Genomic DNA, 18,765 nt, shown 5'->3' with positions numbered 1-18,765 from the left:
TCATCCTGTGTTTGTATACAATTTGTCTCCCACTTCGCATTCGCACCGGCCGCCATTGCAGACAACAAGGGCATACGGTGATTTGATATTGCCGAACACTTCTACCAGTTTTCCGACAGGTTTCCGTCTCCGGTCGAAAACCTCGCTGTGGAGGCGTGGCAGTTGTCCTGCGTCAATTGCCATGACGACAGTTTTTTCACCACAAAAATTTCTAACTCGACCAGCAACCTTCATGATATAAATCCTTCTAAAAATCTGGCACCCTGTGGGTTCGTAACTATTATATGTTGATTCCCGTAGTATTTAAAACATGGCATAATTGTTATATATTGTATGTATTGGAACAAGGGTAATGCACGATATTTCGCATGCAAAGGCCCGGTATATGGTTCTTGTGTTTCATTTCTCACGGCCGGTGTTCGGACCGATATTTTGGTATGCACGCTATTTTAGGGATATTATGGGCTTTTTTGAAAGGAAGGGGAGGGCCTTCCCGGAGAGTACCAGGGCACTTTCGGTTTCGGTGAGGCCCGCGCCCCGTGCCACCTGCACCCGTTCTGCCATTCCCATCAGGTCAGACGGTGCATGGGAGTCTGAATTGACCGCAAGGAGGCATTCCTCAACACGAGCCATGGAGGCCACATGTCCGTTCGTACGGTTGTGTCCGCCCCTTGCAGTTATCTCCAGTGCTACCTGATTTTCCCGTGCCAGGCGTGCCTCTGCTACTGATATCAGGCCGGGGTGGGCCAGCACATCCACATCCGCACATGCACAGGCTGCGGCATTCGTACCCGGTGCCACCGGTTCTGTGGTTGTCTCTCCGTGGACGATGACAATGTCGGCCCCGGCATCCTTCGCAAGACCGGCAAGGAATGGGATCTCGGCGGGGGGGACATGTGTTAATTCCACACCGATAAGAAGGCGGACTCCGAATGAACGGGCAGTCTCGCGCATCGGCTCCAGGGTCCGAATGAGGGAGGTGGTGTTCGAACGGTCGGCGTGGTCGGTGATGCCGAGTGTCTGGTATCCGATCACAGCCGCCCGGCGGATAAGTTCCGCCGGAAGCAGTTCGCCATCGGAATAGATAGTATGGGTGTGAAGATCGTACATGGTATGTCCGGGTTCAGAGTTTCCGTGCAATTTTTTTAATCAGCTCTTCTTTTGTCCCCGGCCATTCGATGACGACCCTGCCTTCCTGTTTCCACCAGAATGCAGGGTGATGAGCATCTTCCTCAATACGTGCAGAGAGGCCTGATTTCTTTGCAGCCTTGTGGATTGCCCTGGTTTTTGGTGTCTCCCGTGCCATATCCTGTGGTACCCGACGCCCCTCGCTGCGGGTGAGAGCACCGTCAAAGTAACATGGATAGAGTGTCCGCTCAGGATTCATAGTTAGTATATGTGTTTGTGAAGGTATAAACCGATCATTGTCATACCTATAAGTATGCACCACATTGACGTCAGTATCGAAAAAGACATCTTTGACGCAAACAACCGCCTCGCTGAGAAGAACCATGCGAAACTTGCCGAAGCAGGTATCCGTGCGTTTGATCTGCTTGGGGCTATTGGGTCCGGCAAGACCTCTCTTGTGGAACTGCTGGTGCCTCTGTTAAAAGAACGTGGGCTCAACACAGGTGCCATCGCAGGGGATGTTTATGGAGATGATGATTTCCAGCGGATTGTCGCAACCGGCGCTCCTGCAGTGAACGCAAACACCGGCAAGGAATGCCATCTGGACGCTCATCTCGTTCAGCATGCCATCGACCATCTTCCGCTGGATGAGATTGACATTCTCTTCATCGAGAACGTAGGAAATATGGTCTGTCCTACGGATTTTGCCCTCGGTGCTGAGAAGCGTATCGTGGTGGTCTCCACAACTGAGGGTGATGATGTTGCAAACAAGCACCCGATGATGTTTCGTGAAGGCACCATCGCGGTCATCAACAAGGTGGATCTCGCAGAATACGTTGACTGTGATGTTGAACGTCTTGAGACCGATATTCACCGGTATAACCCGGAGATGCCGGTATTCCGGACCAATATGAAGACTGGTGAAGGGATGGAATCCCTCCTTGATGAAATTCTCCGCTGATCAGTGGAGTTAAATAGATACAAAGGCAATATTTATAGACTTCAGCGAAGGGAATCCATCCCCTTCTGAATACATTATCATATAATTCAGGTGTTTAAATGCAGTGGCATGGCAGATCTGTTCGGAAAGAAACCGGAGGCAGAATCCGGTACGCACGGAGTAAGAGGAGAAACGAGATAGGCAGTGCACCTGCCGACTCTCATATCGGTGAGGACCGTATCAAAATTGTCCGCACCCTCGGGGCGAACCAGAAGGTCCGTGTGTTGCGTGCTCAGTACGCAAACGTGGCCAACCCAAAGGATGGGAAAACCCGCAGAGTAATTATCGATACTGTTGACCAGAATACCGCAAACCCAAACTTTGTGCGGCGGAACCTTCTTACAAAGGGTGCTATCATCAAAACTGAGATTGGTGAAGCGCGTATCGTAAGCAGGCCTGGTCAGGACGGCGTTATCAACGCTGTGCTTATCGAATAATTCTATTTTTTTTGCGTTTATCCCAAGAGAAGGGTATGCTTTTATTATGCATATAATCTAAAGACTGGTATAATGCGCAGAATATACCACCGTTTCCCGATGAGAAACGATCTGGTTTTTGATATCCAGCGCCCGTTCATTGATGTGGTGTCCGCAATATGTGCCCTACATGGGACACATGAGACGGGGAGGACGCCGGGGGGGGAAATGGTACGGATTGATTTTAATGCAGCGGTAGCGGAGAAGAAGATCTCCTTTGTGCCGATAGATCATATTCCTGATCTGCTTTATTCGATTACTGAGGCGGCTGATTTTCAGATTGAACTCAAAGAGACGACACTCATGTCAGACAGGCGTATTCCCCGTTCGAAGAATGTCTTCCTTCTCCGTGTGCGGGAGGTGGGGATGGCCAGTGAATGTTCGGTAGTGAAGACCAGTACAATGACCGGCCTGGATGCACTGGATCTGAAGAGTCTGATTGAGGGTGCGGTATAGGTGTCCCTGCAAACAGCCGTTGCGGCGCCATTTCGGCATATGCATCGTGAGCGACTGCGTCGTCCCGAATTCATCTATTTTCTTGCTATAGACCGTCGCTGGATGAGTCGTGACCAGGCGGGGGCGCTCATTTCAATTGCCATTCGTGCGGGCCTTCTGAAGGACGATGGTGGCGCACTGGTCCCTACCTTCAATCCTGCGGAGGTGGAAATCCCTCTGGGGTTCCGGCCATCTGATGATATCTTTCTTCAGGAGGAAAATTATTGTGAGACGCTGATGGTTCGCATTGCAGAAGCACGGGGTATGTCTGAACAGGAGGTGGCAAAAGAGATCACTGCTATTACAAGTGGAGATTTTGATGGCCTCCTCCTTCCGGAAGCGGGTGTGGTCATCCTTGCACGAAAGTATGGTGTGCCGTTTGAAGACCTTGTTCCCCAACTGCGTGAATCACTCCGCGGTGTGGGCTGCTGAATTGAAAATCAGCAAAAAAGTATTTTTAATTTTTCAGGATTACTCTGCTGCCTCTTCTGCAGGGGCAAAGTATTCCTTAAGGCTCTTTTCGCCGTATTCGACAACCTTTGCATTGATCTGGACAAAGTCTCCGTTGATCTCTGCTGAACGCACGCTCATTCTTCTGCGCTGTCCGTGGTATGTTGGCTTAAATCCAACGCCGTTTGCGAGGAGGAGTCTCCTGCGACCAAGTCCTGGCAGATCCCGGCGTGCGGGAATTCCTGTCTTGTCGGTTGCTCCGGTGATTGCGATCTGGTATCCGGGGAATCCCAGTGCATCGCCTGCAATGATGTCGCCTACGCTCTTGCCAATGAAGGCACCTGCCATGCCGCCGGTGGCTTCTACCTTGTAAGAAATGCCATCCTGCGGGTCAGAGAGAACTACTTTGAAGTCTGCCATATTGTACTGCTCCTTTGAAAGTGTCTATAATATTTGTCCGGATTCTATTAAAAGTGGTGGGGTTGGGCAACCTGCTGTTGCTGCCGGGATTACTTGCCCCAAAATGGGCGTTCTTTCCGCCGAATTCGGGTATACTCCTCAAGAACTTCAAGCATTCCTCCGGTAAGGTGGGATGTCATCTCACCCTCCAAAACCTTGACGTGGTGTTCGGGGATCTCAGCATAGAGATCATCGCCCACATCGATCTGGCGGCCGACTGTCGGGCCTTCTATGGAGATTGCCACTTCGGCACCCTGATTTGCCTCGTTAATATTCTCCTGCCCCATTTTTATCTGTTTTATCCGGCCGATTCTCTTCCCTGACGGGAGAACAAGGTTGACGCCAGCCTGCAGTTTTCCTGCGAGTACACGGACGCCGACCACTGCCGGGTTGGACTGCCGGAAGACACAGTCCGGGAGGAGGGTAATCTTTGCGGGCAGGATGAGTTTTTCGAAACTCTCCTTGTGCATGAGGCGGCGTGTCTCCTCTTCCCAGTCCATGTAGTCATCGATGAGATGGTAGATGACACTTGACTCAAAGAGGCGCACATGGCCCATCGCATGTTCCGCGAGGGTGTCTATCGCATCCGGGAGTACCGGGGTGTTGAAGGCGAGTATGACGGAGTAGAGGGGATCTCTGATAGTTGATACCTCTACGATATCATGACGGGATATAGGCCCCACCTCTGCCCGCATGATGGGGATATTGTTCCCTTCCAGTTCCTTGGAGAGTGCCTCCAGGGCTCCGATGGTGTCGGCCTTGATGAATACGCCCTCTTCAGAGAGGTTCACCTGGATATCTTCCATCTCATGAATGACGGAATCCACGATTTCTTCACGGTTGTCTCGCACCACGCGAAGGGGTGAGCCGGCGATTGCGCCTTCCAGCTTCGGGGCTGCGACCTTGATCCCGGATGCAGCGGTCACCTGTTTCACGCGTTCAAACCGGTCTTCTGTCAGGATCTCCTGCATGGGGCGTGGTTTCAGGAGTGAACGGACCTTTGTCTCAATGACGCCGCGTTCTCCTCCGACCACAATCTCATCTCCCACATTCAGCTGGCCGTCAATCAGGATGACATCGAGAGTGGTGCCGAGCCCCCGTTCCTCTTTTACCTCCAGAACAGTGCCGTAGCCGGGCCCGGTGGTGGAGAGGGTGAGGTTCTCTGTCATATATCGCTGTGCAAGACCGACCATCACCATCAGGAGGTCCGGAAGGCCTTCGCCGGTGATCCCTGAAACCGGCACAATCGCGATATTGCGGGCGAAATCCCGCACGCGGTCGAAGCGATCGCAGTTAAATCCCATCTCTGCGAGTTCGCCGACCAGTTCGTAGGTCTTTGTCTCGATCATCCCCTGCACCCGTTCATTCTGGGCCGCATAGGTCTTCATGAAGGGCGCATTCTCCTGCACGCGCCAGCCGTGCAGCCGGTCGATCTTTGTTGCAGCGATGACAAACGGTGTCTTGAAGTTCCGCAGGATTTGAAGTGCTTCTTTGGTCTGTGGCTGGAATCCGTCGTTGATGTCTACTACAAGGATGGCCATGTCCGCGAGTGCCCCGCCGCGGGAGCGTAGCGTGGTGAAGGCATGATGGCCCGGTGTATCGATAAACAGGAGTCCGGGAACATCAAAGTCCATTGAACCGGTGGTGCCGCTCATCTTCTGAATTGCATCGAGAGGGACGATGGTTGCCCCGATGTGCTGGGTGATGGCGCCTGCCTCACGGTCAACCACTGATGAACCGCGGATCCGGTCGAGGAGTGATGTCTTTCCATGGTCCACATGCCCCAGTACACAGACCACTGGTGTACGAATGGATGATGTCGTTTCTGAACTATTTTTCTTCTTTTTTTTGGCCATGGGTTCTGCCCTCCGTCTCTGGTATTGTAGAAAAAAATTATCAATTCGTCCGCCGCTCTTCCGTATATGCACCGTTTTGCAGCGTTTTCATATAAATAGTTCACCTGAGGTATTAATGGTGTTCGTGTGTGTCTTTCAGTTTTGCTTCCTATAGGGCAATTGCACAGTTTTTCTGTGTTTCGGGATGTGACAGTTCGGTTAAGAGTTTTGTCTCTGACACTGGGAGAGTCTGTGTAATGGCCGCGCCATGGGGGTGGTGAATTTTCTGCTCCCGGCCAGGTTATCGTGCGGATCGACCTCCTTTTGAATTATTTGTGTATTTTTTTGAAATACTGTCCTTTCGTGGGTATGTTCTCACTTTTTCGCCTGGAAATGGTTTTTCTTCCCTCCTTTCCCTCACAGATCAAATAAGATAGATTAATTACCGCGGATGTCAAAATAAGAAAGGCATTTTGCCGGGGTAGGGTAGTGGTTATCCTCAGGGATTGTGGCTCCCTGGACTCGGGTTCAAGTCTCGGCCCCGGCCTCTTTGTTTTTTTTGTTGTTTCGTGTAATACAAATTCTAAGCAATTGCTGTTCGTAATCGCACGGTTTGGATGGGGGGCCTTTGATGGAGGTGGCCACAGCCTTACGCTGCCTCCGGGAATGGGGGGTTCTGTGTCCCTCTCTCGGGCGGCACGTCTTTTCTCATCGGGTCACAATGGGCAGCTGAAGAATCTGCTGATGCGGTTCATTAGTGCATGTGACTTCGTGGGGCCGGTTCGTCTTCAATCAGGTGGCCTGGGGTATTCATGAATTGGTTCGCCCGGTTAATCGTCGTCATCAGGACGCAGCCGTTTCTCTCTATATGTGCTGATTTTCCTCGATGTTCGACTCTTTACATCAATTTTGGTCCGTCTTTCAGTGTTTCGGGTATCATTCCGTACTGGTGTGGGGTTGCATATTCGGCAAGATAGATCCGCTCAGTTATCTCGCCGAATTTATGGGCAATTTCAGAAAAAATCCGGAATGCAAATGTGGCTGATTTTTGGGGAATGCCTATCTGCAATCGTACTTCCTGCATGGAATTTTGGGATGTGCCGGGAGTGATGAACATGGGGGGCGCGCCCCTGAATGCGGCGCTCCCGGCAAATCCTTTCCTGGGGTGGATGCTTGCTTCTGCCGGAATGCCAAAGGGTAAACATGGTAGCCTTACAATAATTAGTGACACATGCGTGTTTTGGTCCTGGATGATGTGTATGCGTATCCTCTATATTGACGATGATGAACAGTTCCTCAATGCGGCTGAACGATGCCTCCGGGATGCGGGGGGATTTGATGTTGATTTCGCAGTATCGTCTGCTGATGCGCTCCTGAAACTGCAAAAAAAGAGGTATGATGCCATCATATCGGAACATGCTCTTCCAGCAATAGATGGTATCGGTGTTCTTCAGGCCACCCGTTTGGCGGGTAAATGCGCTCCTTTTGTCGTTTTCACATCTGCGGGTGCTGGTGATGTCTCTGTTGAAGCCCTGAATGCAGGTGCTGATTATTATCTCGTGAAGGGGGAAGATCCTGTGGCACAGGTGGTGGCTCTTGCCGGGTTTGTCCGCAGGCTGGTGGCGAAGACAATGGTCTGCTGCCCGCAGGATCCATGCCAGTCTGTGCTGCAGATGGTCTTGGATTCCTCTGATGATCCGATGGTATTTTTCGGGCTGGATCGAGTCATTGTCTGGGCGAACCGGTCTTCTTTCCGTCTCCGCGGGACGGATGTTGGCCATTCTGTCGGCAGGCACTGTTATGAGGTGTTGTGGGGGAGGGATGGGCCCTGCGAACAGTGCAGAATCCCGGAAGTCATCTCATCCGGCAGGAGCGTCTCTACTGAGGTTACTCATGAGGATGGGCGGTCATACCTGATCACAACCTGTCCTGTTACCGATCAGGAGGGTGGGATATGTGGATTTGTTGAGAAGGGTACTGACATCACGGCGGTAAGGAAGTCACAGGAGGTGGCCCGGCAGGAGAGGGAGAAGTACAATCAGCTGTTTCAGTCAGCCAATGATATGATCTATCTTCATGCACTGTTGCCGGATGGAATCCCCGGACAGATTCTGGAAGCCAATGATGCTGCTTCCCTGAGAATGGGCTATTCGCGGGAAGAATTCCTTCGGATGTCGATATCTGATCTCAATGATCCTCTTCTTGATGAGAATCTTGTTTCACTTGTATCTAAAATTGGTGGGAAGGGCCGGTTTATCTTTGAATGGCGGCATGTGACGAAGGGGGGGGATCGTGTGCCTGTTGAGGTATCGGTGAATATTTTCCGGATGGGTGGGATGCCTGTAGCACTCTCGATTGTCCGTGATATAACGGAACGCAAGGGGGCGGAACGGGCCCTTCTGGTGCGTGAACAGGAATATCGGGATCTTGTGGAAAATATCGATGAGGTTATTTTCCGACTTGATCTCAAAGGAAATTTCACCTATATCAGTCCGGCAGTTACCAAACTGGTGGGGGGTGCTGGCTATTCTCCATCCGGCATGATCGGTAAAAATTTTATTGAATTTATCTATCCTGCAGATCGGGATATGCTGGTGGGGCATTTTCAGGAGCGTCTTTCCGGGATTACAACTAAATCGACGTTCCGGCTGTTGACAAATACCGGGACTGTCCGGTGGGTGCTGGAATCCAGCAGGCCGATCCGGGAAGATGGCATGGTCGTGGGTGTTCAGGGGGTGTTCCTTGATATTACTGATCTCAAGATGATGGATGTCGCCCTGAAGAAGGCAAATAAGAAACTGAACATTCTCTCCAGCATTACACGCCACGACATCCTGAATCAGATTACGTCGATGAATCTGTACCTGGACCTCATTGAGGACAATGGTGGTGACTCTGAGATGTGGAAGAACTTTTTTGGAGCGGCTAAGGGAATTATGGCCAATCTGGAGCGTATTATCACCTTTACTCGTGATTATGAGGATCTCGGGGTGAATGAGCCTGAATGGCAGGATGTCGGTGCAATCGTCCGCCGCGAATCGGGGTCGTTTGCCGGGGTAATTCCGGTCACCAATACGGTCGATGGTCTTGAGGTTTATGCCGATGGGATGTTGGGGAAGGTCTTTGCCAATCTGATTGGGAATTCTGTAATGCACGGGGGTACTGTGCATGCTGTCATGGTCTCGTTTGAAGAGCGTGGGGATGGTGTGTGCATTGTTGTTGCCGATGACGGTGTGGGCATTCCGGCAGACATGAAAGAGAGGATCTTCTCAAAGGGTGTTGGAAAGAATACCGGGCTCGGGCTCTTTTTATCCCGTGAAATTCTGGACCTGACCGGGCTGTCGATTTGTGAAACCGGTGTGCCGGATGGTGGCGCCCGCTTTGAGATCATGGTGCCTGAAGGGAAGTTCAGGTATGTTTCCGGTGGATGAGGGTTAATTCACTGGTCATTATGGCTCTGGTGAATTTTTACTCTTCTCGATTTCACGGGCAATTGAGCAGAAATAGATTTCCCCGTCTGCCTGCACAAAGGTTCGTGAAAGTTCAACATCGAATATAGTGCCGTCATGCCTGCGGTGCACGGATATGGTTCGTTCTTTTCTGCCTGGTTCCGGTGTGTTCCACATTTTTTCCCATGCCTCCTGCGTCAGGGAGGGGTTCACGTCGAAGACGGTGTACTCTGCCAGTTCTTCCCTGCTGTAGCCCAGGAGTTCTTCTGCCGTTCGGTTTGTCTGGTGGATGTTCCCATCGCGGCTGAAGAGGAGGATGGAGTCTGATGCCTGGTCAAAGGCCTGGCGGGTGAAAAGCAGTTCGCGTTCCAGGTCTTCTTTTTCTGCAAGGACGGTCATGAGCGCCTGATTCGCCTGTTGCATCTCTGCTGTTCGCTTCTGGATATTCTCCTCGAGGTTCTCGTGGTACTGGAGTAGCTGCTCCTCGCAGTGTTTCAGCGCTGTGATGTCGCGGCCGGTCGCATGATATCCGGTAATAGGGCCGCCCGCCTCACCGAGGGCCCTGATGGTCCACGTCTCCCATCCGGGGGAACCGTCGCGGCGGATGGCCCGGATGTCGGCTGTCACGGGGTGTTTACCTGGCAGAAGCGAGGAGATGAGGGTGTCAAGGTGCTGGCGCTCGTCCGGTCGGAAAGCAGGCAGAAACCGGATGCCTGTCACGCGGTCTTCCGGTCGCCCTGCATGGCGGCAAAATGCTGCGTTTGCGAATTCGATGGTCATCGCGGGGGAGATATGGACAACCCATTCGGTGAGGTCTTCACTGAGTGCCGTGTAGCGTTCTTTCCAGGTATTTCTCTCTTCTTCTGCGGCAGCACTTTCGGTGATGTCGGTGAAGGTGACTGCACATCCTGCGGTGCCGTCTGCAAAAACAATGGGGATGAGCCTGACTTCAAGGGTTATCTTTCGGTGGTCACGGGTGGTGGAGGTATGATGTACTCCGGGTGTGCCTGCCACTGCTTCCCTGCATTTTGTGATGAAGGATTCGTCACGAAAGAGCGGGTCCGGAACCGCCGTATGGGGGATGTGTCCGGACATTTCCGGGAGGTGCAGGAGGTGGGTGGCTTCCCGGGTGGCCTCTGTCATCTCCAGGCGGCCTGTCAGACAGATGGTGGCGGGCGGGGTGATGAGGGGGAGTGCCTGCACGGGTACTCGTCTGGCGGGGAAGTAGGCTTTCGCGGCCCCTATCCGTTTGCAGTCGGTTTCTCCGGTGGCTACCAGCATGTCCAGATACTTTGCAGTGGTATTGCGGTGCATATTGAGGGTATTGGCGATCTCCGTGATGGTCAGGCCTGTGGGTGTTTTCTCTAATAATTGGCGAATATTTTCTGTTTCTTTTCTGTCCTGTGCCATTTGTCGTCCTCGCATTGGTGGGGTGTTTGCTTTCTTATGCAGTGCATATGTGTTGTGCCTAACTAATATTTATATGTGCATAGAACCATTTTGTTGTGCCAATGCACTGCATTGCTGGGCGCTCCCCTCCTTTTTGGTTTTCCATATCCGGAATGTGGGGTCAGCGCAGTAGGAAATATACACGATTAATCGTGAAGGTGGGACACAATGTCAGATTCATTTGATGTGAAACTCGAAGAAACGGTGTACCTTCCTGACCCGTCGATCCGTGATCAATCCTGGATCGGCGATTATGATGCTGAGTATCAGCGCTTCCTTCGTAACCCCGACGGGTTTTGGGAGGGAATCGCAGATGAACTCGAATGGTTCAGGAAGTGGGATCACGTAAAGAAATGGAACCCTCCGTACGCGGAGTGGTTCACAAACGCACAGCTCAATATCACCCATAACTGCCTTGACCGCCATGCAACCGGTGAGCGGCGCAACAAAGTGGCCCTCATATGGAGGGGAGAGAAGGAGGGGCAGGAGCGGGTGCTCACTTACCGGCAGCTCTACCGACAGGTGATGCGGTTTGCCAGTGCCCTGACGAAGATGGGCATCACGAAGGGAGACACGGTCTGCCTCTACATGCCGCTTGTGCCTGAACACATTGTGGCGCTTCTTGCATGTGCACGAATCGGTGCCGTCCACAACATTGTCTACGGTGGATTCGGGGCGTCCGCACTGAACGCCCGCATCCGTGATTCCGGGGCAAAGCTTGTTATCACATCAGACGTCGGATATCGTCGTGGCAAACGCGTTGCGCTGAAGGCTATCGTTGATGAAGCGGTCGTCAATGCTCCCACCGTAGAGAAGATCATTGTCCTCCGCCGGTCTGATCCCGGCCCTGAGCTCTTTAGTGAGATGGAGGTGGACTTCTACGAGGTGCTGGAAAGTGGGGATACCACCTGTGAGGCGGCCGTGATGGACGCAGAAGATCCGCTCTTCATCCTCTATACGAGCGGGACGACCGGCCAGCCGAAGGGCATCGTGCACACCTGCGGGGGATATATGGTCGGTGCCTACTACACGACAAAGTATGTCTTTGACATGAAGGAGAACGACGTCCACTGGTGCACGGCTGACCCTGGGTGGATCACCGGCCACAGTTATATCGTCTACGGACCGCTGAGTGTGGGTGCGACGGTTCTCATCACCGAGACCGTGCCGGACTACCCGGATCCCGGGATCTTCTGGCGGATCGTGGAGGACTTCGGGGTGACCATTTTCTACACCGCCCCGACGGCGATACGCATGTTCATGCGGGTCGGTGAGGAGTGGCCCAACAAATACAACCTTGATTCCCTGCGGATCATCGGGTCGGTAGGCGAACCCCTCAATCCGGAGGCATTTGAGTGGTACTACCGGGTGATAGGAAAGAATCGCTGCCCCATCCTTGATACGTGGTGGCAGACGGAGACGGGGATGCATATGATAACAACGATGGTCGGCGAACCGATGAAGCCCGGATTTGCCGGGCGGCCTATCCCCGGTGTGGTCGCTGATGTGGTTGATGCACAGGGCAACCCGGTTGAGCCGGGTACCGGTGGCCTTCTGGTGATCAAAGAACCGTGGCCTGCACAGATGCGGGCGGTCAACAACGACGACGCCCGTTACCGGGCCTACTGGGAGACGATAAACGGCTACTACACGGCAGGCGACCTCGCGGTGAAGGATGAAGACGGCTATATCATGGTCCTTGGAAGGTCTGACGACATCATCATCGTCGCCGGCCACAATCTGGGGACCGCGGAAGTGGAGAGTGCGCTTGTCTCCCATGAGGCGGTGGCAGAGGCGGCTGTAATAGGCATCCCTGACCCGGTGAAGGGACAGACGGTGAAGGCGTTTGTTATCCTTGTGAACGGGTACACCCCTACAGATAAGCTAAAGTCGGATCTCACCTACCATGTGCGGATGGGCATCGGCCCGATTGCAATGCCTTCCGCAATCGACTTTGTCGATTCGCTCCCGAAGACCCGCAGCGGCAAGATCATGCGCCGGGTGTTAAAGGCACAGGAACTCGGGATTGACCCGGGAGATATCTCGACACTGGAGGAGTAGTCCCTCCTCCTTTTTTGAGGTGAATGTGATAATGAATGGCAAACCGGTGAGCGAAGCGTATAGTCCGACAGTGCAGATCGCCGGTATGGATGCGGCACGGGGCCGGTGGGCACTGATCGGCGTCGGATTCCTCATAAATCTCTGTCTGGGAAGTATCTACTCATGGAGCGTCTTTGTCGGCCCGCTTGCGGCCCATTACTCCGCCCTCCTCGGGCGTGAGGTGACCGCATCTGAGGTGCTCTTCCCGTTCTCGGTCTTTCTCGCGTGTTTTGCGCTTGCGATGCCGCTTGCGGGGAAATTCATAGATACCCGCGGTCCGCGTGCAGCGGTTGCTCTCGGTGGTATTCTGACCAGTCTCGGATGGCTGTCCGCCTCGGTGGCGCCGTCAGTCTGGATGCTCTATCTCCTGTATGGGGTCGTGGGCGGAGCCGGGGTGGGTATCGCCTATGGGGTGCCGGTTGCGGTTGCCTCCCGGTGGTTCCCGGACCGCCGGGGCCTTGCGGTGGGCGTCACGGTCTCCGGGTTCGGGATGTCGGCACTGGTGACGGCCACCGTCGCAGGGTATCTGCTGGAGACGGCCGGGGTGATGATGACCTTCCGCATCTTCGGGATTGTCTTTGCGGCCATCCTGCTCCTCTGTGCGGTGCCGCTGCGTTTTCCCCCGGACAGGTGGCACCCGCCGGGATGGCAGCCGCCTGACGCGGTGACGCAACGTCATGCAGCCGTTGGCGGCCTCGGCCCGATGCTTGGTTCGCGTCGGTTTTACGGCCTGTGGATCTGCTACTTCATCGGCTGCTGTGCCGGACTGATGGCAATATCCATTGCAAAGCCGGTGGGGACTGAGGTGGTTGGGATAACCGGCGGGCTTGCAACGCTCCTTGTCGCCTTCTTCGCCGTATTCAACGGCGGCGGGCGGCCCATATTCGGGAGTCTCACCGATCATCTCCACCCGGGCAAAACGGCGGCACTCTCGTTTCTGCTGATCGGCGGGGCATCGCTTGCGATGTGGCTTGCGCCGTGGGCACCGGTATATGTCATCTCGTTTGCCGTGCTCTGGGGCTGCCTCGGCGGATGGCTGGCGATTGCCCCCACGGCGACTGCCTCCTACTTCGGGACTGCTGACTATCCGCGGATGTACGGGCTGGTCTTTCTGGCCTACGGTGCCGGTGCCCTTGCAGGGCCGCAGCTTGCAGGATTTATCCGCACTGCCACCGGCAGCTGGACGGGGGTCTTCCCGTATGTCGCAGTGATGGCGGCCGTCGGCTGTCTCATAGCAATGACTGTGCTCAGGAGAGAGTGAGAGGGGAATCATCACCGGATCTCAAACAGGGAAAGGGGGTCAACCGGACCTACCCGGTCCCCGCCCCTGTCCGGTTATCGGTCGGCTCAGAGACAATTGTCGGGGACGGCACAGGGATATGGGTCGGACGGACGGTCGGCTCAAAGGTGGAGGGCTGGTATTCTCCTTCGTCTGTCCCGGGGGGAATGGAGAGGCACCCGCAGATGCTGCAGAAAAGGATCAGGCATAGAGCGACGGCTGCGATGAGGGTGATATGCCGGAAGTGAAGCGGGAACAGTGCTCTTGCCATGGGATATAATCGGGTTTAGGGCGGTGGAGCATTTATGGGTGTTGGTGTGGCAAACCCATACGTGCGTATGGAATAAAGGGGATCTAAACCGGGTGAGGTATTTGCATGCGTGTTCTCTTCTCACAGAACCGGTTTCTTATCCACCACTTCGGCCAGCGCATAGTGCAGGTTCGATGCGTCGGCAGGCGGGTTTTCCGTCTCTGTGACGTTCACCCGGAGCGTCCACACGTATCCTTCCTCATACGTAAAACCCTCTATCTGGTCGTAAAAGAGTTTCCAGACGCCATCCCCTGCAGGCGGCACCTCACGGATGAGCATACATTGTTGCGGGCCGACACCAGTACATTCCTCGAGGGCGGGTGCCACTTCGATGGTGATCGTGGCGGGGGCATTCTCATTTCCTGAACTGTTCTGGTATCCCTGATATGGATTTTCTGTGGCGGTGTCCAGCAGCATAGTCCCGCCGATAATAAGCAGGATTCCAACCAGTCCGCCAACAATATACGGCCAGCCCCGTTTCTGCCAGAATTTACATTTCATGTTTCTGTCCTCCGTTGTTTCTGCCGTGCCGCGTGGTCACCGGGTATCCACCGGCTGCATACGTGTATACTTTCATATTCCCGGATGTCAGCTTCCCCGTTATTGGCATCCCCCCTGTATCATGCGAGTGTTCCCTTCATCACGGTTACTGCCTCTCCGGTGAGAATCACCTGTCTTCCTGTGCCTTCTGCGCCTTCCGTCACCTCGACTACCAGTTCGCCGCCCCGGCGGGATGCCTGAAACGCGTTGAACCGGTTTCGGCCGGTGAGCCGCTGCCAGTATGGGCCAAGCACGCAGTGGGCGGAACCCGTCACCGGATCCTCGGGGATGCCGATCTTCGGTGCAAAGAACCGGGAGATGATGTCATAGCGCCCGCCATCAGCGGCGCCGGTGAGGATGATGCCCCGTGGTGGCATCACGACAATCGCTGCCATGTCCGGCATGGCTGCCTCGACCATCATTGCACCGCCGGTTCGTACCAGCCAGTCGAGGTGTGAGACACAGAAGTCCTCCACTGGTACCCCGAGAGCCGCTTCCAGCCCTTCAGGGACGGGTGCGGGTGTAGCAGGCAGGGCCGGAAAAGTTAGTGAGATCGTGCCGGAGCCTGCAGAGCGGGTTTCCGCCTCTCCTGGATTACAGGGTTCTGCCGTAGCTGAAAGGAGGCCGCTGCGGGAGATAAATCGGATATTTGCACCGGCTTCCTCCTCTCCCTCCTGCACCAGTACATGGGCGGCAGCGCATGTGGCATGTCCACAGAGGGTGACTTCCACCTCCGGTGTGAACCACCTGATCTCCCATCCATTTTTCTGGCGGGAGAGAAACGCTGTCTCGGAGAGATTCATCTCGCTGGCGACATCCTGCATCCATCTGTCTGTCATCTGCCCGTTGGTTATGCAGACACCCGCCGGGTTGCCCGCAAAGGGTCGGGAGGTGTATGCATCCACGATGAAATATCTGCCTGCCATTGTATGCGTAGTAGTGCACGCCTGATTAATAATACTCCGTGCCGGTCTCGTGACATTTGGTATCCAGGTGGTCCGGTATGCTTATCCGGATCGTCAGGGAGACACGGAGACTCCGGATACTGCAAGGAATCCGGGAATGGAGATAATACAGAAAGAATGGATGAAATCTTCAGAATGATTATCCGTCAGGCATATCGGCGGAGTAAATATGTTGCCCTGCGGACCGTTTCGCCGTCCGTTTTCACTTCTGCCAGATAGGCATTAAAGATCTGGTCGGTAACCACATGCAGACCGGGCTTGAAAAGATCAGCATGCATCCTGAGGTCAAACGAGCGCGCCTCGGCCTCTGTCAGGTGCAGGGATTTGTATTCACCAGTATGGGGGGCGAAGGCAGGATTGTCTGCATCAGGCGTCCGCAGGGCAAGGTCTGCAAGCGGCGTGCCGGGGATGGGTTCTGCAGCGGAGATGAAGACATCGTCAAGGGCATATGTTGCGATGAAATCCTTTGTCTCTTCATATTCTGCTGCTGTTTCGGTGGGGTAGCCTACAATAAAACTGCCAGCAACGTGCAGCCCGTGTGCCCGGCATGCCTCAATCGCCTCGCCTGCCTGTGCTGCCGTTGCCCCCTTCCCCATCAGGCGCAGCACCCGGTCACTGCCGGATTCGAGACCGAAGAATACCCAGCCAATGGTATAGTCCCGAATGGCGTCAAGGACAGTGTCTGAGATGCAGTCCACCCGGATGTCAGGGGACGAGACATTCTTCGGCCCCATGATTGCGGCCATCCCTTCCAGAAGTTCTGCGAATGCCTCATCATTGAGTTTCCCGTCAGCATACCCGTAGAGTGACCCTGTTCCGCCGGAGACCGAAAGTCGCCTCGCCCCTGCATCCTTAAAGGCCTGCACCTCTGTGAGGATCTCATCCAGGGGCCGTGAGCGGATATCACGCCCGAAGAACCGTGGTACCTGGCAGAAGGTGCAGGCACCGATGCAGCCCCGCTGTGTCTCGATATAAGCCGATGCCCCCCGAACGTCCTGCACAGCGATATCGGCCGGGATAAGGGGCAGTGGACGCGAAACCTGACAGGGTGGTGACGGACCGGTGGAGACAATCCCTTCCGGGCCCATGAATGTAATCCCCGGGACTGCTTCTGAAACCCCTTCACGCAGGAGGGCAAGGGCTCCCATTTCCCCCTCCCCACAGATGACTGCGTCCGGTGCCAGTTCGCCGAGCACCATCACGGGAACGGCCGAAACCGGCCCTCCGATATAGACTCTGCCGCCGGACTTCCGGTATTCGTCAATGAATGATTTGAGTGCCTCGTCCATCAGGTTCTGCGTAGAATAAAGGCTCAAAAATACGATCTCTCCCGGTGTTGCCTCTAATGCGCGGGTGAGTGTTACTTCATATCCTGCATCACGGACAATGCCTGCGATGACCATTGCACCATATGTATACATTCCCGGGGAGATGACGAAGACCTTCATTATCACTAGTCTTGTTTTCTGTCGTATTAACGATACAGATCCACGTATCCGGGAGAAAAAATGATGGAATTATTATTCCTGCCGGCGGGCGGCAAGAATGAGTGCACAGGCACCAAGAGCACCGATTACCGGAAGCAGGGGTGCCGGACTCTGGGTCGCAGTGGTAGTCGGGGCAAGGTTTGCCGATACTGTGGATGTCGCGCCGGAGTTCACCGTGACGACTTCAGACCAGGTGGTGTACCCGGAGAGTTCGAGGGTGACGGTGTATCCGCCCGGTGTCAGATCACTCAGGGTGACAGGAGTAATACCCTTGTTCACATTGTTCAGGTAGACTGTGGCACCGGTGGGTGACGATGAAATGTCCATTGCCCCGTTACCGGTCGCGCCACCGGCAAGGTTTGCACTGACAGTAGTGGTCTGTCCGGAGTTGACGGTCACCGTTGAAACAGAGTCATCGTACCCGGACAGGGTGACTTTTACGGTGTGGCTGCCTGCTGCAATGTTGTTTGCAAGGAGGGCATTGCCGGGGTTGGTGGTGCCGTAGTAGACGCCGTCAATGTAGACGGAGGCATACGACGGGTTTGAGGTGACAGAGATGGACCCGGTCGTGCTCTGGGGGTCTGCAGTGAGTGTTGCCGTCACATAGGTCACCTGATTTGAATGGATATTGATGGTGTTTGTCCATTCCTGGTATCCCGGCATGGTGACTTCAAGGGTGTGTGCACCCTGGGAGAGGCCGCCGATGGTTCGGGGGGCAGTGCCACGGTATGATCCGTCCAGGTAGATGTTTGCATTGGACGGGGTGGATGACACAGAGAGGGTACCATAGGTCACTTCTGCGGTAAGGGCTGCATAGGTGCTCTGTGTCTGGCCGGCGACGATCTGGACTGTGTCCCGGTAGTCCTTGTATCCGGAATAGGTGAGCCTCAGGTCATTATTTCCGGCAGGGAGGTTGTAGACGGTATGTGGGGTTGTGCCATAATATACACTGTTCACATAGACCGCTGCACCGGATGGTGAAGAGCTGATCTTGAGGTTTCCGGTGGTTGGCGTCACTGGGTTTAAGGTCAGGTAGACAGACTGGTGTTCTCCCGCTCCGGGGGTTACAGGTAAAGACTGGGATGCAGACGTGTAGCCTGACTTTTCTGCAGTCACCGTTTTGTACGGTGCTGCAGTAGAATAGACTCCGACACTCAGCATTCCTCCTGTGGTCGTTCCCTTGTATTCTCCGTCAAAGTAGATGGAACAACCATCCACATTGGTGTAGATGTCATACCAGCCCTGTTCACCACCTATGGTAGTGCCTATGGTGGTGTCGGCAGCCACTACAGCAGGGACTGCAATAGCAGTGAATATCAGCATGCTCATGAGGAGCACGTAGC

Annotated in this window: 19 protein-coding genes and 1 tRNA gene; 8 read left to right on the top strand and 12 right to left on the bottom strand. The window is 54.4% G+C overall.

Features of this window, described 5'->3' with window-relative positions; translation table 11 throughout:
- From OU421_RS04455 to OU421_RS04445, 3 genes are all read right to left on the bottom strand, one after another.
- Positions 1-234, bottom strand: a complete 234-nt coding sequence (locus tag OU421_RS04455; protein WP_268187405.1) for an H/ACA ribonucleoprotein complex subunit GAR1 — start codon at positions 232-234, stop codon at positions 1-3.
- 210 nt (positions 235-444) lie between these two features.
- Positions 445-1,110 carry a histidinol phosphate phosphatase domain-containing protein gene (locus tag OU421_RS04450; protein ID WP_268187404.1) on the bottom strand — a complete coding sequence of 222 codons (666 nt, stop codon included), beginning with the start codon at positions 1,108-1,110 and terminating at the stop codon, positions 445-447.
- A gap of 13 nt (positions 1,111-1,123) precedes the next feature.
- Positions 1,124-1,387 (bottom strand): signal recognition particle subunit SRP19/SEC65 family protein, encoded by a 264-nt coding sequence (locus tag OU421_RS04445; RefSeq protein ID WP_268187403.1) that lies wholly within the window; start codon positions 1,385-1,387, stop codon positions 1,124-1,126.
- A 54-nt stretch (positions 1,388-1,441) separates the two neighbouring features.
- Between OU421_RS04445 and hypB the strand changes: the two genes are divergently transcribed.
- The 4 genes from hypB to OU421_RS04425 all read left to right on the top strand — a co-directional run bounded on the left by hypB (position 1,442) and on the right by OU421_RS04425 (position 3,531).
- Entirely contained in the window at positions 1,442-2,089 is a 648-nt protein-coding gene (hypB, locus tag OU421_RS04440; protein WP_268187402.1) for a hydrogenase nickel incorporation protein HypB, read from the top strand.
- Positions 2,090-2,187: 98 nt separating this feature from the next.
- The gene (locus OU421_RS04435) at positions 2,188-2,565 is read left to right on the top strand and encodes a 30S ribosomal protein S8e (RefSeq protein ID WP_268187401.1); all 378 of its coding nucleotides are present in this window, start codon (positions 2,188-2,190) and stop codon (positions 2,563-2,565) included.
- Positions 2,566-2,664: 99 nt separating this feature from the next.
- On the top strand, positions 2,665-3,060 hold the full coding sequence (locus OU421_RS04430; protein WP_268187400.1) for a hypothetical protein: 396 nt from the start codon (positions 2,665-2,667) through the stop codon (positions 3,058-3,060).
- A complete protein-coding gene (locus OU421_RS04425; protein ID WP_268187399.1) occupies positions 3,061-3,531 on the top strand; it encodes a DUF2240 family protein in 471 nt (156 codons plus the stop codon). It begins immediately after the preceding gene.
- Between the two features lie 39 nt (positions 3,532-3,570).
- On the opposite strand, the gene OU421_RS04420 is transcribed toward OU421_RS04425, so the two are convergent.
- Positions 3,571-3,969 carry a 30S ribosomal protein S6e gene (locus OU421_RS04420; protein ID WP_268187398.1) on the bottom strand — a complete coding sequence of 133 codons (399 nt, stop codon included), beginning with the start codon at positions 3,967-3,969 and terminating at the stop codon, positions 3,571-3,573.
- An 89-nt stretch (positions 3,970-4,058) separates the two neighbouring features.
- Positions 4,059-5,864 carry a translation initiation factor IF-2 gene (gene infB / locus OU421_RS04415; protein WP_268187397.1) on the bottom strand — a complete coding sequence of 602 codons (1,806 nt, stop codon included), beginning with the start codon at positions 5,862-5,864 and terminating at the stop codon, positions 4,059-4,061.
- Positions 5,865-6,318: 454 nt separating this feature from the next.
- On the opposite strand from infB, the gene OU421_RS04410 reads away from it, so the two are divergent.
- A tRNA-His gene (locus OU421_RS04410) sits at positions 6,319-6,390 on the top strand.
- Between the two features lie 351 nt (positions 6,391-6,741).
- Here the strand turns inward: OU421_RS04410 and OU421_RS04405 are convergent.
- Positions 6,742-6,927 (bottom strand): hypothetical protein, encoded by a 186-nt coding sequence (locus tag OU421_RS04405; protein ID WP_268187396.1) that lies wholly within the window; start codon positions 6,925-6,927, stop codon positions 6,742-6,744.
- Between the two features lie 31 nt (positions 6,928-6,958).
- On the opposite strand from OU421_RS04405, the gene OU421_RS04400 reads away from it, so the two are divergent.
- Complete coding sequence (locus OU421_RS04400; protein WP_268187395.1) at positions 6,959-9,274, top strand: PAS domain S-box protein; 2,316 nt, start codon at positions 6,959-6,961, stop codon at positions 9,272-9,274.
- An 18-nt stretch (positions 9,275-9,292) separates the two neighbouring features.
- Here the strand turns inward: OU421_RS04400 and OU421_RS04395 are convergent, their stop codons facing one another.
- Positions 9,293-10,717 carry a PAS domain S-box protein gene (locus tag OU421_RS04395; protein WP_268187394.1) on the bottom strand — a complete coding sequence of 475 codons (1,425 nt, stop codon included), beginning with the start codon at positions 10,715-10,717 and terminating at the stop codon, positions 9,293-9,295.
- A 192-nt stretch (positions 10,718-10,909) separates the two neighbouring features.
- Here OU421_RS04395 and acs point away from each other — a divergent pair, with 192 nt between their 5' ends.
- Both acs and OU421_RS04385 read left to right on the top strand, forming a co-directional pair.
- Entirely contained in the window at positions 10,910-12,802 is a 1,893-nt protein-coding gene (acs, locus tag OU421_RS04390; protein ID WP_268187393.1) for an acetate--CoA ligase, read from the top strand.
- Positions 12,803-12,833: 31 nt separating this feature from the next.
- A complete protein-coding gene (locus OU421_RS04385; protein ID WP_268187392.1) occupies positions 12,834-14,102 on the top strand; it encodes an L-lactate MFS transporter in 1,269 nt (422 codons plus the stop codon).
- A 49-nt stretch (positions 14,103-14,151) separates the two neighbouring features.
- Here OU421_RS04385 and OU421_RS04380 read toward each other — a convergent pair whose 3' ends face one another.
- The 5 genes from OU421_RS04380 to OU421_RS04360 all read right to left on the bottom strand — a co-directional run bounded on the left by OU421_RS04380 (position 14,152) and on the right by OU421_RS04360 (position 18,751).
- Positions 14,152-14,391, bottom strand: coding sequence for a hypothetical protein (locus OU421_RS04380; protein ID WP_268187391.1), 240 nt, complete (start codon positions 14,389-14,391; stop codon positions 14,152-14,154).
- Positions 14,392-14,511: 120 nt separating this feature from the next.
- Positions 14,512-14,931 carry a DUF4377 domain-containing protein gene (locus OU421_RS04375; protein ID WP_268187390.1) on the bottom strand — a complete coding sequence of 140 codons (420 nt, stop codon included), beginning with the start codon at positions 14,929-14,931 and terminating at the stop codon, positions 14,512-14,514.
- Between the two features lie 119 nt (positions 14,932-15,050).
- Positions 15,051-15,896: a PhzF family phenazine biosynthesis protein gene (locus OU421_RS04370; protein WP_268187389.1), complete on the bottom strand. Its 846-nt coding sequence runs from the start codon at positions 15,894-15,896 to the stop codon at positions 15,051-15,053.
- 185 nt (positions 15,897-16,081) lie between these two features.
- The gene (locus OU421_RS04365; protein WP_268187388.1) at positions 16,082-17,383 is read right to left on the bottom strand and encodes a methyl-coenzyme M reductase glutamine C-methyltransferase; all 1,302 of its coding nucleotides are present in this window, start codon (positions 17,381-17,383) and stop codon (positions 16,082-16,084) included.
- Positions 17,384-17,455: 72 nt separating this feature from the next.
- Positions 17,456-18,751 (bottom strand): PEGA domain-containing protein, encoded by a 1,296-nt coding sequence (locus tag OU421_RS04360; protein WP_268187387.1) that lies wholly within the window; start codon positions 18,749-18,751, stop codon positions 17,456-17,458.
- Between the last annotated feature and the right edge of the window lie 14 nt (positions 18,752-18,765).

This window comes from Methanogenium organophilum, from assembly GCF_026684035.1.
Classification (GTDB): domain Archaea; phylum Halobacteriota; class Methanomicrobia; order Methanomicrobiales; family Methanomicrobiaceae; genus Methanogenium; species Methanogenium organophilum.
Note: the sequence above shows the minus strand (reverse complement) of the source record. Positions and strands in the feature narration are given on the sequence as shown.